Origin of the sequence: Neisseria sp. CP9, from assembly GCF_047758525.1 — a bacterium.
Taxonomy (GTDB): Bacteria; Pseudomonadota; Gammaproteobacteria; order Burkholderiales; family Neisseriaceae; genus Neisseria.
In genome coordinates this window covers 3,000,621-3,012,877 of sequence record NZ_CP180502.1, presented here as the reverse complement: position 1 = coordinate 3,012,877, position 12,257 = coordinate 3,000,621, and the positions used below count along the sequence as shown (strand labels likewise).

General features: G+C 48.9%; 11 protein-coding genes, 3 pseudogenes and 1 riboswitch. Of the genes and pseudogenes, 10 read left to right on the top strand and 4 right to left on the bottom strand.

Annotated features, from left to right (window positions below):
• Window positions 1-324, top strand: a 324-nt coding sequence (locus tag ACMYUL_RS14650; protein ID WP_415771407.1) for a hypothetical protein, incomplete at its 5' end; no start/stop codon positions are given.
• 156 nt (window positions 325-480) lie between these two features.
• Window positions 481-1,080, top strand: a complete 600-nt coding sequence (locus ACMYUL_RS14645) for a hypothetical protein (protein WP_246830484.1) — start codon at window positions 481-483, stop codon at window positions 1,078-1,080.
• A gap of 159 nt (window positions 1,081-1,239) precedes the next feature.
• Here the strand turns inward: ACMYUL_RS14645 and ACMYUL_RS14640 are convergent, their stop codons facing one another.
• Window positions 1,240-1,749, bottom strand: coding sequence for a hypothetical protein (locus ACMYUL_RS14640; RefSeq protein WP_415771405.1), 510 nt, complete (start codon window positions 1,747-1,749; stop codon window positions 1,240-1,242).
• Between the two features lie 144 nt (window positions 1,750-1,893).
• On the opposite strand from ACMYUL_RS14640, the gene ACMYUL_RS14635 reads away from it, so the two are divergent.
• The 7 genes and pseudogenes from ACMYUL_RS14635 to ACMYUL_RS14605 form a co-directional block, all read left to right on the top strand.
• A complete protein-coding gene (locus ACMYUL_RS14635) occupies window positions 1,894-3,447 on the top strand; it encodes an RHS repeat domain-containing protein (protein ID WP_415772991.1) in 1,554 nt (517 codons plus the stop codon).
• A gap of 40 nt (window positions 3,448-3,487) precedes the next feature.
• Window positions 3,488-4,075 carry a hypothetical protein gene (locus ACMYUL_RS14630; RefSeq protein WP_415771403.1) on the top strand — a complete coding sequence of 196 codons (588 nt, stop codon included), beginning with the start codon at window positions 3,488-3,490 and terminating at the stop codon, window positions 4,073-4,075.
• Between the two features lie 317 nt (window positions 4,076-4,392).
• A pseudogene (locus ACMYUL_RS14625) lies at window positions 4,393-5,088 on the top strand (RHS repeat domain-containing protein); the annotation flags it as partial.
• A 45-nt stretch (window positions 5,089-5,133) separates the two neighbouring features.
• Entirely contained in the window at window positions 5,134-5,244 is a 111-nt protein-coding gene (locus tag ACMYUL_RS14620) for a glycohydrolase toxin TNT-related protein (protein ID WP_415772989.1), read from the top strand.
• Window positions 5,238-5,477: a hypothetical protein gene (locus ACMYUL_RS14615; RefSeq protein ID WP_126500668.1), complete on the top strand. Its 240-nt coding sequence runs from the start codon at window positions 5,238-5,240 to the stop codon at window positions 5,475-5,477. Before ACMYUL_RS14620 ends, ACMYUL_RS14615 begins: the two co-directional genes overlap by 7 nt.
• Before the next feature lie 769 nt (window positions 5,478-6,246).
• Window positions 6,247-6,963, top strand: a pseudogene (locus ACMYUL_RS14610) (RHS repeat domain-containing protein); the annotation flags it as partial.
• A gap of 416 nt (window positions 6,964-7,379) precedes the next feature.
• Window positions 7,380-7,757, top strand: a pseudogene (locus ACMYUL_RS14605) (RHS repeat protein); the annotation flags it as partial.
• Between the two features lie 25 nt (window positions 7,758-7,782).
• Here ACMYUL_RS14605 and ACMYUL_RS14600 read toward each other — a convergent pair.
• Both ACMYUL_RS14600 and ACMYUL_RS14595 read right to left on the bottom strand, forming a co-directional pair.
• Window positions 7,783-8,478, bottom strand: coding sequence for an LrgB family protein (locus ACMYUL_RS14600; protein WP_415771401.1), 696 nt, complete (start codon window positions 8,476-8,478; stop codon window positions 7,783-7,785).
• A gap of 12 nt (window positions 8,479-8,490) precedes the next feature.
• Window positions 8,491-8,970: a CidA/LrgA family protein gene (locus ACMYUL_RS14595; protein ID WP_070515444.1), complete on the bottom strand. Its 480-nt coding sequence runs from the start codon at window positions 8,968-8,970 to the stop codon at window positions 8,491-8,493.
• A gap of 14 nt (window positions 8,971-8,984) precedes the next feature.
• On the opposite strand from ACMYUL_RS14595, the gene ACMYUL_RS14590 reads away from it, so the two are divergent.
• Window positions 8,985-9,869, top strand: coding sequence for a LysR family transcriptional regulator (locus ACMYUL_RS14590; protein WP_415771399.1), 885 nt, complete (start codon window positions 8,985-8,987; stop codon window positions 9,867-9,869).
• A 40-nt stretch (window positions 9,870-9,909) separates the two neighbouring features.
• On the opposite strand, the gene thiC is transcribed toward ACMYUL_RS14590, so the two are convergent.
• The gene (thiC, locus tag ACMYUL_RS14585; protein WP_415771397.1) at window positions 9,910-11,811 is read right to left on the bottom strand and encodes a phosphomethylpyrimidine synthase ThiC; all 1,902 of its coding nucleotides are present in this window, start codon (window positions 11,809-11,811) and stop codon (window positions 9,910-9,912) included.
• A 91-nt stretch (window positions 11,812-11,902) separates the two neighbouring features.
• Window positions 11,903-12,002: riboswitch (TPP riboswitch) on the bottom strand.
• Window positions 12,003-12,257: the final 255 nt, after the last annotated feature.

Sequence of the window (12,257 nt, the reverse complement as noted above, 5' to 3'; positions counted from 1 at the left end):
AAGGCTATTTGTGCTAAATATGGTTCTGATTTTAGCCCACTTTCTGATAACGATATGATAGCTATAGCTATAGATACTATCGGGAAACAACCAATATCTGGACGTAGGGAACTGAGAGTTACGGATAATCTTGATGAAATTACATGGTTTATTTACTGTGGAGAATATAGTTCTGATGATGATTTCTTTCAACCTTTGCATGTGAGCCATTTGGAATCTTTACTTCCAATGGTTATGCCGTATTTAGCCCTAATGGAAGGATTTGGTTTTGTAATTGATAATGAAGGGTATGAGGATGTATGGTGCTTTGCACATCAGGCATGACTATTATGAATCTTAGTAAACTGTATTTCATATGGAACTTTTAATGCTGATGTAGGATATATGCGAAATACACGCGGTTTTTGGTTTTCAGAAGACCTTCAATTTATTCTACCGAAAATGAGCGTAACAGATATTGACTTTTTGTGAGAAAGGTCTGTGACTGATAAATATACTTACGCTACACCAATTTCTAAAAGTAATAGTAAAAAAGAAAAAATGATGACTCTTTATCAAATATTCTCTGCTGTTGATAATGAAGATGCGTATGTGGACTTAAAACAAGATGATAGAGAAATCGTGGAATTTATTAATTACAATAAAGGTAATTATACAGATGAAGCAGTTTTTATAGCTCAGAGTGGATATACCTCCAAAAATATTTCTAAAACAGATTATATTCAAACAATTCCTAAGATGTTATTGTTCTCTGAAACTTTCATTAATAAATTAGCTGATAAATTAAAAAATGAATTAGATTTTTTTCCGGCTAAACTTAGAATCAAGAATGATGAATTTAAATTTTTCCTTGGAAAAATTAAATTAACTGCTAAATTAGTAGATATGGAAAAATCAAATTTTTATGAAATAGATGGAGAGAAGTTTATTGATTATCCACCTGTATTTTTGGGAAATATATCTGGTTTTGAGTTTTGTGCAAAAGATATAAATGATGATTTAATTTGGGCTTTTTCTGATAAATTCAAAGAATTAGTTGTGAGTAATAATTTGAAGATGGAGTTTCTTCCTCTAACATGAAATATTCTGTAAGTAAGTTATAGCAAGCCGCAGCCCCGCACAAAACCTTCAGTCCTGACGTAGGGTGTGTGCGGTACGCACGCACGCGGTTTCTGTTTTTCAGACGACCTCACTATCTTCTTTGAGGTCGTCTGAACCATTTGTTCTTTAACAATCTCATTAGCAGTTAACATAGAGGTCGTCTGAAATGAAAACGGCGAAACCTACCGTCTCGATTACGACCCGACCGACAACCTGATCCAAGAAACCGGCTGGGACGGCAAAATCACCGCCTACGGCTACGATGCCGCCGGACAACTGGTTCAGCAGACCGAATACGGCCAAAGCACCGATAAAGGTCGTCTGAAAGACCGTCCCGAGACTTGGCACATCCACCGGTTCAAACGCAACATCCTCGGCCAACTGATCGAAAAACAAAGCCGCAAAGTCTCCGACCGCAACGGACAAAGTAAAGACGAAGGCATCAGCCGCACCCGTTTCGAATACGATCCCATTACCGGCAACCTGACCAAAGCCCGCAACCAACACAGCAGCGTCGAACTCGCCTACGACGAACTCGACCGACTCATCGGCGAAACCACCGTCCACAACGGCCAAAGCGCCACCGTAGGCTACCGATACGACCCGTTGGGCAACCGCATCCGCACCATCCTGCCCGACGGCCGCCATATCGATTACCTGTACTACGGCAGCGGACACCTGCACCAAATCAGCCTTAACGGCGAAGTCGTCAGCGACATCGAACGCGACAAACTGCACCGCGAAATCCAAAGGACGCAGGGCAGCATCAGCAGCCTGTATGACTACGACCCCATGGGTCGTCTGAAAAGCCAGCGTACCGTCCGGAGCGGCACACAAACGCTTCACGGCAAACAAAACCCGCTGGCCGGCGGCGCCGTCAACCGCCGCTACGCCTACGACAAAGCCGGCAACCTGATTCAAAGCGCCGACCAAAGAAGCGGTGTCCTCAATTACATCTACGACAAAATCGGACGCATTCAAGAAGCCCGCAACAGCCAAACCGGCCGCAGCGAAACCTTCGCCTTCGACCCCGCCCACAACATCCTCGACATCCCGACATCTACTCCCTCTCCCGTGGGAGAGGGCCGGGGAGAGGGCAAAACGACCGCCCCGATTTCAGACGACCCCAAAATTCAAGGTCGTCTGAAATCCCCCGCCAAGCCCAACCCTGTCAGCGGCAACCGCCTCAAAGAATACAACGGCATCGAATACACCTACGACGCATTGGGCAACCTGATCTACCGCCAGCTGCCCGACGGCGAAAACCAATATTACCAATACGATCTCGAAAACCAACTCGTCCGCGCCGAAATCAAAAAGCCAGCCGGCAATACCGAGATCTGGACCTACGCCTATGACCCGTTCGGACGACGCCTTTCCAAAGAACGCCAAGACAAACTCGCCTGGACGAGTACCGATCCGAAACGCACCCACTTCGTCTGGGACGGAACGCGATTACTTCAGGAGTACACCTACAAAGGCAGCTACACCTATATCTACACCGACCAAGACAGCTACGAACCGCTGGCGCAAGTCTTTGACAACGCCAAAGACGGCAAACAATACCTCAGCTATTTCCACACCGACCAAATCGGCATACCGAGGGAGATGACCGACATCCACGGCAATCTCTTATGGTACGGCGAATACACCGCTTGGGGTCGTCTGAAAAAGGACGGGCGGGTCTATCGGAATGCGCACCAGCCGTTCAGATTGCAAAACCAGTACTTTGATGAAGAGACCGGGCTGCATTACAACCTGAAGCGCTATTACGAGCCTGAGGCCGGGCGGTTTGTGAATCATGATCCGATTGGGTTGTTGGGTGGGGATAATCAATATCAGTTTTCGCCTAATTCCATGGTGTGGAGTGATCCTTGGGGATTGGCACGACATCATAGGAATGGTGCCAAAGCCTCGGTGACAGCCGGAGGAAATAGTACCACTCATAAAAGTGGTGGACGTCATGCAGAAATTAAAGGGCTTCAGGAATTAGCAGATGCTGGTAAATTGCGTGGTCAAGATGTAATAATACATAACATCATTGGTTACTTTAAGGATATGGATACCAAGGAAAATTTAATTAAACGAATTGGTATGTGTACAAAATGTAGAGCCAATATATTTAAAACATTGAAAGAAGGTGGAGCAAATAGTGTTAGATTTCCATTAACTAGAAGGAATAAAAATGTAGATGAGATAATGATTGACTCGTCCGACTTTGATAAAGTTCGTCGTGAAATTTCTGATCTTATAGCAGAAACAAAAGCAGATAGGCCTCCCTCTGCAAAAGGTTCTAAGTCTGACAGAGCATGGGCGATTTTGTTGAAATATAGTCGAAAGCGATAGTCATATAATTTTAAAATATAGTAACTATTAGGAGTTTTTTATGCCTTTGATGGTAGATGAAGTTTGTGTAAATTATGATTCTTCTATAAACTATTTTAGTATTAATTATGCAAAGGAGTTTATATCAGACGGTAATAATCTTTATTACATAAATGATGACGAAAAGAATATTCTGATACAAGAATTTTTCAGAGAGAAAAATTTTTTCACAGTTAAAACTAAAAAAGATGAATTTTCAATTAAAATTTCTAATAACTTAGAAAAGTTTTTATTTGAAATTTTATCTAGTAATGAATTTAAGTCTTTTAAAGAATACAATATTTACTATGATGAGATTGAATTTGTTGTTTCTGGTGGAGAATTAAAACGTTTTTCATTACGAAGATATGATGAACCAAGAGATTGGAATTTATCTTTTGCAGTTTCTCTTATTGATAAAGAATATTATTTAATTGTTTTTATGCCGTGGGTTAAAAACAAAATTATATCTTTTAGTATGGATCATGAAAGATTATATTTTGAGTTGGAAAGCGGCGAAAAAATTCAATTCAAACTAATTCTTCCAGAGTTTGTAAAAAATACAGTACTGAATTTATTTAAATTAATTAATCCATTGTCACTGGTTTAAGGTTAGGATATAAAAGATTAAATTTTCTCATCAAAATATAATACTGAACAAAACTTTTCTTATTTTCAAAAAATAAATGCATATTTTGCTAATTCAGCAACTTTTAATCCGTTTGAAATATTTAATCTCGACGGAGGGTTTATGTGATAAAGACTTGAATTTTCTGTTTTTTTAGATGACTTCAAGCCTTTTCGAGGTTGTCGGAAATACTCGTTCTTTAACTATCTTATCACTAGTCAACGCCAAGGTCGTCTGAAAATCAACTTTCAGACGACCTTTGTTGTAGCGCGCTCAACCGCCGCTACGCCTACGACAAAGCCGGCAACCGCCTAGAATCATACAACGGCATCGAATACACCTACGACGCACTGGGCAACCTGATCTACCGCCAGTTGCCTGATGGCGAAAACCAATATTACCAATACGACCTAGAAAACCAACTCGTCCGCGCCGAAATCAAAAAGCCCGCCGGCAATACCGAAATCTGGACATACGCCTACGACCCGTTCAGCAGACGCCTTTCCAAAGAACGCCAAGACAAACTCGCCTGGACGAGTACCGACCCCAAACGCACCCACTTCGTCTGGGACGGCAGCCGCCTGTTGCAGGAGTACACCTACAAAGGCAGTTACACCTATATCTACACCGACCAAGACAGCTACGAACCCTTAGCCCAAGTCTTTGACAACGCCAAAGACGGCAAACAATACCTTGCCTATTTCCACACCGACCAAATCGGCATCCCACGTGAGATGACCGACATCCACGGCAATCTCTTATGGTACGGCGAATACACCGCTTGGGGTCGTCTGAAAAAGAATGAGCGGGTTTACAAGGATGCGCATCAGCCGTTCAGATTGCAAAACCAATACTTTGATGAAGAGACCGGACTGCATTACAACCTGATGCGCTATTACGAGCCTGAGGCGGGGCGGTTTGTGAATCAGGACCCGATTGGGTTGTTGGGCGGGGATAATCTATATTGGTTTGCGCCCAATACAAGTAAGTGGTTATATAGGGTACTGAAACCGATTGATAATGTAGCTGCAAGTAAAATTATGCCGTGGTTCGGAGAGATTGGATTAGGGACACAATATGAGTTGCCAAAATCTGTTAAATCATATATAGAATCTGGGCATCTGGAAGAGGTGAAAATAGGAAAATGTTAAAAATTAATGAGTTGAATTCTTATCTCAAAAGTAAAGGAATACCAGAAGATAGTTACTCAATCAATGAAGTAAATGATGAATCATTATGTATTGTTGAAGAAAATAAAAAATGGCATATATTTTATTCAGAAAGAGGGTTGAGAACCGAAGAATGTTGTTACCAAGATGAACATTTGGCAATTTTATATTTTATAAATCGGTTATCAAAAATGTTAAAAATTTCTTTCGAATGAAAAAAAGCAAACCGTAGTTTGTATGAAACTTTTAATTCTGATGTGGGGTGTGTGTGGAATATACACGCGGCTTCTGCTTTTCAAGCGACCTCTAAATCTTCTTCTAAGTCGTCTGAGCTATCGGTTCTTTAACAATTTTATTACTGATTGATGTAGAGGTCGTTTGAAAACCGACTTTCAGGGACCTCTACTAAATTTCTCTACCGCTAGTTACACCACCCGCCACCACTACGACGCAGCGGGCAACCCCGTCCGTACCGACTATCCCGACGGCAGTCACGAAACCTTCGAATACGACCGCCTCAACCGACTGACCGCCTACATCGACGGACTCGGTGCCAAAACCGCCTACGAACTCGCAGTGGACGGACTGCCGCTCAAACGCACCAACGCGCTGGGCCATACCTTCGCCTACGCCTACGACAAAGCCCGCCGTCTGACCGTCCTCACCAACGAAAACGGCGAAACCTACTGTCTCGATTACGACCGAACCGACAACCTGATCCAAGAAACCGGCTGGGACGGCAAAATCACCGCCTACGGCTACGATGCCGCCGGACAACTGGTTCAACAGACCGAATACGGCCAAAGCAATAATGAAGGTCGTCTGAAAGACCGTCCCGAGACTTGGCACATCCATCATTTCAAACGCAACATCCTCGGTCAATTGATCGAAAAACAAAGCCGCAAAGTCTCCAGCCGCAACGGGCAAAGCAAAGACGAAGGCATCAGCCGCACCCGTTTCGACTACGACCCCGTTACCGGTAACCTGACCAAAGCCCGCAACCAACACAGCAGCGTCGAACTCGCCTACGACGAACTCGACCGCCTCATTGGCGAAACCACCGTCCACAACGGCCAAAGCGCCACCGTAGGCTACCGATTAGAAAACCAACTCGTCCGCGCCGAAATCAAAAAGCCCGCCGGAAACACCGAAATCTGGACATACGCCTACGACCCGTTCGGCAGACGCCTCTCCAAAGAACGCCAAGACAAACTCGCCTGGACGAGTACCGAACCGAAACGTACCCACTTCGTCTGGGACGGCAGCCACCTGTTGCAGGAGTACACCTACAAAGGCTGCTACACCTATATCTACACCGACCAAGACAGCTACGAACCCCTGGCCCAAGTCTTCCACAACAACCAAGACGAAGCGCAATACCTCGCCTATTTCCACAACGACCAAGTCGGCATTCCGAAAGAGATGACCGACATCCACGGCAATCTCTTATGGTACGGCGAATACACCGCTTGGGGTCGTCTGAAAAAGGATGAGAGGGTTTACAAGAACGCGCATCAGCCGTTCAGATTGCAGAACCAATACTTCGATGAAGAAACCGGGCTGCATTACAACCTGATGCGGTATTACGAGCCAGAGGCCGGGCGGTTTGTGAATCAGGACCCGATTGGGTTGTTGGGTGGGGAGAATCTGTATCAGTTTGCGCCGAATACTCAGATTTGGATTGATGTTTGGGGTTTAACACGGCATATTATCTATCAAGCACTAGATTTAGATAATCCAGAAAAAATATATACAGGGAGAACAAGAGGAGCAGATAATATGTCAGTAGAAACAATTTTAGCTAATAGAAAACGTAGCCATCACCGAAACTTAGGTCCTATGACAGCAGTTTTTGAAACAAGTTCCTATAGGGCTATAAGAGGAGCAGAACATTATTTTCTCCAAGATGCGAGAGCAAAAGGTATTGCAACAGATCAGATAGAGGCTATTACGACCCGTTGGGCAACCGCATCCGCACCATCCTGCCCGACGGCCGCCAGATCGATTACCTGTACTACGGCAGCGGACACCTGCACCAAATCAGCCTCGACGGCGAAGTCGTCAGCGACATCGAACGCGACAAACTGCACCGAGAAATCCAAAGGACGCAGGGCGGCATCAGCAGCCTATACGACTACGACCCCATGGGTCGTCTGAAAAGTCAGCGTACCGTTTGGAACGGCACACCAACACCCCGCGGCAAACAAAGCCCGTTGGCCGGCGGCGCCGTCAACCGCCGCTACGCCTACGACAAAGCCGGCAACCTGATCCAAAGCACCGACCAAAGAAGCGGTGTCCTCAATTACGTTTACGACAAAATCGGACGCATTCAAGAAGCCCGCAACAGCCAAACCGGCCGCAGCGAAACCTTCGCCTTCGACCCCGCCCACAACATCCTCGACATCCCGACATCTACTCCCTCTCCCGTGGGAGAGGGCCGGGGAGAGGGCAAAACGACCGCCCCGATTTCAGACGACCCCAAAACTCAAGGACGTTTCGATATCTTTGTAAAACTGCTCTTCAGCTCATCAGCCAAACCACCAAATGCACCATGCTCGGGCCGATGATGACCATAAACAACCCCGCCAAAATCATGGTCAGGCTCGCCATCACGCCTTCGGTTTCGTGGCGTTGTCCGGCGCGGGAAGTGCCGAAGCCGTGGGCGGCGTTGCCCAGTGCGACACCGTTGGCAGTATGGAAACGGATGCGTGTAAACGCTAAAAACAAATCGCCGAATATCATGCCTACGAAGCCGGTGATGATGGTGAACAGCGACACCAGCGATGCCGAACCGTGGATTTCACTTGCCAACACGACGGCAAACGGCGTGGAAATCGAGCGCGCCATCAGGCTGTTGGTGACTTCACTGTCGAAGTGGAACATATTGCCCATCAAAAACGCGCTGGCAACGCCGACAAACATGCCGACCAAAATCGCTATCGACAGGATGGGAAGCTGGCGGCGGATGACTTCGCGGTTTTCATAAATCGGGATGGCGAAGGCGACCGTTACCGGCGTGAGCAGGAAAACGATGCCTTGCGTGTATTTGTGGTAAGTATCGTAGGAAATGCCTAAAAGCAGCATCAGGATGATGGTGCTGACCGAAACGGTAACAACGGGCGAGAAAATCATCAGCGGTTTTTTACGGTAGATTTTTTTCGCCACGAAATAGGCGAAACAGGTCCAAGCGAAGCAGGCGAGCGCGGCATAATCCATTTTGATTCCCTATCAGGCGTGCAGTTTTTTATACAGGCGGCGTTTCCAGCGGTAGCAGAAATTCAGCGTCAACGCCGTGCTGATCATCACCAGCGCAGTGCCGACCGCAATCGTCAGCACCAGCCGCCAACCTTCGGAAAGAAGCAAATCACGGTATTGCAATACGGATACCATAATCGGGATAAAGAAAAACACCAACTCGCCCAACACCCATTTCGCGCCGCGCTCGACCATGCCGGTTTTAATCACGCCCAAACCCAGCAGCGCAAGCATTAAAAACAGCCCCAATACGCCCGAAGAAACAGGCAGATGGGCAAAGCGCACCATCAAATCCGACACCAGCCAAACCAAGCCGACCACGGCAAGCTGCAAGGTCGTCTGAAAAAATCGCGTCAGCGTATCCATAAGGTTCATCAATCTGTAATTCAAAACGAAGGCTTGATTATAAGGACGCGGTTTACGCATAATATGAATTATCTGCACTAAAATCATGCCCAAGAGGAATAATGGACTTCAAAAGCCTGCACTGTTTCGCCGAACTCGTGCGCCTGCAAAGTTTCTCCGCCGCCGCATCCGCGCTCAACCTGACCCAGCCCACCGTCAGCAAAACCATACAGGCATTGGAAGAAGAACTGGGCGTACCGCTGCTGGTTAAAGAGAACGGCCGCAAAAAACGACAAGTCGCCACCACGCCCATCGGCGAAGAAGTGTACCGCCATGCGCTGAACCTCCTGCACGAACGCGACCTGCTGCTCGCCCGCATCGACAGCTACCGCCACATCAAAAGCGGCACGCTGCGGCTGGGTTTGGCACTGCTCGGCAGCGACCTGCTCAGCAACGCCCTGTTCCGTTTCCGCCGCCAATGGCCGGGCATCGAACTGACCTTCCTCGAACAAGGTTCGCTCGCCATCGAACAATCCCTGCGCAACAACGAACTCGACGCCGGACAACTGCTCGCCCCCGTCCACGAAGACTTCGACAGCATTACCCTGTGCGACTACCCGCTCGTCGTCCTTATGCCGCGCGCCCAAGCCCGCCACGCCGCCCTCGGCCTCAAAAGCCTGCAACACGAACCGTTTATCCTCTTCGGCTCAGGATTTTCCCTTAACGAAACCATCCAAACCGCCTGCCGCAGCCAAGGCTTCACGCCCAACGTCGTCTGCCGCACCGGACAATGGGACCTGCTCGCCGACATGGTGGCGCACCATATGGGCATCGCCCTTCTGCCCGAATACTACGCCCGCAAAATCAATCCCGACACCTTCGCCGCCGTCCCGCTGACCGAACCCGAAATCCGCTGGCAACTGACCATGGCGTGGAAAAAACACCAGCGTCCCACTCCCGCGCTCAGGGCTTGGCTGGACATCGTCAGGGAAGAGTTCAGGAAATAGAAAAAGGTCGTCTGAAAACGGTTTTCAGACGACCTTTCTATCAACTGTAAATCTCAGCCCCTTTCTTCACAAACTCGACCGCTTTTTCCTCCATACCCTGCCGCTGGGCTTTTTGCTTGTCGGCGTAGTCGCGTACTTCCTGCGTGATTTTCATCGAGCAGAATTTGGGGCCGCACATCGAGCAGAAGTGGGCGATTTTCGCGCCTTCGGCGGGCAGGGTTTCGTCGTGGAAGCTCTCGGCGCGTTCGGGGTCGAGGCTGAGGCGGAATTGGTCGCGCCAGCGGAACTCGAAACGTGCCTTGCTCAGGGCGTTGTCGCGCAACTGTGCGCCCGGCCAGCCTTTGGCGAGGTCGGCGGCGTGGGCGGCGAGTTTGTAGGTGATGATGCCGGTACGCACGTCTTCTTTGTCGGGCAGGCCGAGATGCTCTTTCGGGGTAACGTAGCAGAGCATGGCTGTGCCGTACCAGCCGATATTGGTTGCGCCTATGCCCGAGGTGATGTGGTCGTAGCCGGGGGCGATGTCGGTAACGAGCGGGCCGAGTGTGTAGAAAGGTGCTTCAAAGCAGTGTTGCAGCTCTTCGGTCATGTTTTCTTTGACGCGTTGCAGCGGCACATGGCCGGGGCCTTCGATCATGACTTGTACGTCGTGTTTCCATGCTTTGCCGGTCAATTCGCCCAAGGTGTGCAATTCGGCGAACTGCGCTTCGTCGTTGGCATCGGCAATGCAGCCGGGGCGCAGGCCGTCGCCGAGGCTGAACGATACGTCGTAGGCTTTCATGATTTCGCAGATTTCGTCGAAATGCGTGTAGAGGAAGTTTTCCTGATGATGGGCGAGACACCATTTCGCCATGATGGAACCGCCGCGCGATACGATGCCGGTGAGGCGGTTGGCGGTAATCGGCACATAACGCAGCAACACGCCTGCGTGTATGGTGAAATAGTCCACGCCTTGTTCCGCCTGCTCGATTAAGGTGTCGCGGAACAAATCCCAAGTCAAATCTTCGGCAATGCCGCCGGTTTTTTCCAAAGCCTGATAGATGGGCACGGTACCGATGGGGACGGGCGCGTTGCGGATAATCCATTCGCGCGTTTCGTGGATATGCGCGCCGGTGGACAAATCCATAATCGTGTCCGCGCCCCAACGCAGCGACCACACCATTTTTTCGACTTCTTCGGTCAGGCTGGAGGTTACGGCGGAGTTGCCCAAATTGCCGTTAATTTTGACGCGGAAGTTGCGGCCGATAATCATCGGCTCGAGTTCGGGGTGGTTGATGTTGGCGGGGATAATCGCGCGTCCCGCGGCGATTTCTCGGCGCACGAATTCGGGCGTGATTTGGTCGGGGTGGGGCGGGATGTTCGCGCCAAAACTTTGCCCTGCGTGCTGTTTCAAGAGCTTGGCGTATTCAGGCCGTCTGAAAAGTTCGTCCAGCTTCATGCGTTCGCGTATGGCGGCAAACTCCATTTCGGGCGTGATGATGCCGCGACGCGCATAGTGAAGCTGGGTTACGTTGCTGCCGCTTTTCGCACGGCGCGGGCGGGTGATTTGGTTGAAACGCAAATGGGTGGTTTGCGGGTCGTGCGCGCGTTCGATGCCGTATTCGCTGGAGAGCTTGGGCAGGATTTCGGTATCGCCGCGTTCGTCCAGCCATGCGGTGCGGACGTGCGGCAAACCTTGTTTCAGGTCGATGTGTGCCGCCGGATCGCCGTATACGCCGCTGGTGTCATAGACGGGAATCGGCGGGTTGGCTTCCGTGCCTTGCGCCGTGTAGGTGTCGTCCTGACGGATTTCGCGCAAAGGCACGCGGATGTCGTTGCGGCTGCCTTGCAGATACACGCGCTCCGAGTTCGGATATTTGAAGCGAATGCCGATGTCTTCGCTCAAGTCGGCAAGCTCGCGCGCTTCGTTGCCGGAAGTTTTGGCGGTTTTCTTTGGCGTAGTCATAAAAATGCTCCTGTTTTCTCGTTTGAAAAGAAGAAACAGGAGCGTTTTGCTTTTTCAGACGACCTTAATATCAAAAAAGGCCGTCTGAAAGACAGAATCCGTGAAAACTCCCCACGCAGGTATTATCCCGATCGGGTGTAAAGGGTATTTCTCAGCCGCCAGAACATCAGGCAGCACCCCTGTTTCGTTAGAGGAGGATTATAAACCACGATACGCATTTGTTGTAAATTATAGTGGATTAACTTTAAACCAGTACGGCGTTGCCTCGCCTTAGCTCAAAGAGAACGATTCTCTAAGGTGCTGAAGCACCAAGTGAATCGGTTCCGTACTATCTGTACTGTCTGCGGCTTCGTCGCCTTGTCCTGATTTAAAGTTAATCCACTATAACTTCATTCCTTCATGTGTTTGAAAAGAAGGCGAGACGGCGAAAAGCAAACCCATATCCT

Excerpts from the sequence above, each read along its gene's own strand:
- ACMYUL_RS14595 (WP_070515444.1), bottom strand. The coding sequence starts at position 8,970 with ATGATTTTAGTGCAGATAATTCATATTATGCGTAAACCGCGTCCTTAT.
- ACMYUL_RS14635 (WP_415772991.1), top strand. The coding sequence starts at position 1,894 with ATGGGTCGTCTGAAAAGCCAGCGTACCGTCCGGAGCGGCACACAAACG.
- ACMYUL_RS14630 (WP_415771403.1), top strand. The coding sequence starts at position 3,488 with ATGCCTTTGATGGTAGATGAAGTTTGTGTAAATTATGATTCTTCTATA.
- thiC (WP_415771397.1), bottom strand. The coding sequence starts at position 11,811 with ATGACTACGCCAAAGAAAACCGCCAAAACTTCCGGCAACGAAGCGCGC.
- ACMYUL_RS14620 (WP_415772989.1), top strand. The coding sequence starts at position 5,134 with ATGCCGTGGTTCGGAGAGATTGGATTAGGGACACAATATGAGTTGCCA.
- ACMYUL_RS14640 (WP_415771405.1), bottom strand. The coding sequence starts at position 1,749 with ATGGCGGCCGTCGGGCAGGATGGTGCGGATGCGGTTGCCCAACGGGTC.
- ACMYUL_RS14600 (WP_415771401.1), bottom strand. The coding sequence starts at position 8,478 with ATGGATTATGCCGCGCTCGCCTGCTTCGCTTGGACCTGTTTCGCCTAT.
- ACMYUL_RS14590 (WP_415771399.1), top strand. The coding sequence starts at position 8,985 with ATGGACTTCAAAAGCCTGCACTGTTTCGCCGAACTCGTGCGCCTGCAA.
- ACMYUL_RS14615 (WP_126500668.1), top strand. The coding sequence starts at position 5,238 with ATGTTAAAAATTAATGAGTTGAATTCTTATCTCAAAAGTAAAGGAATA.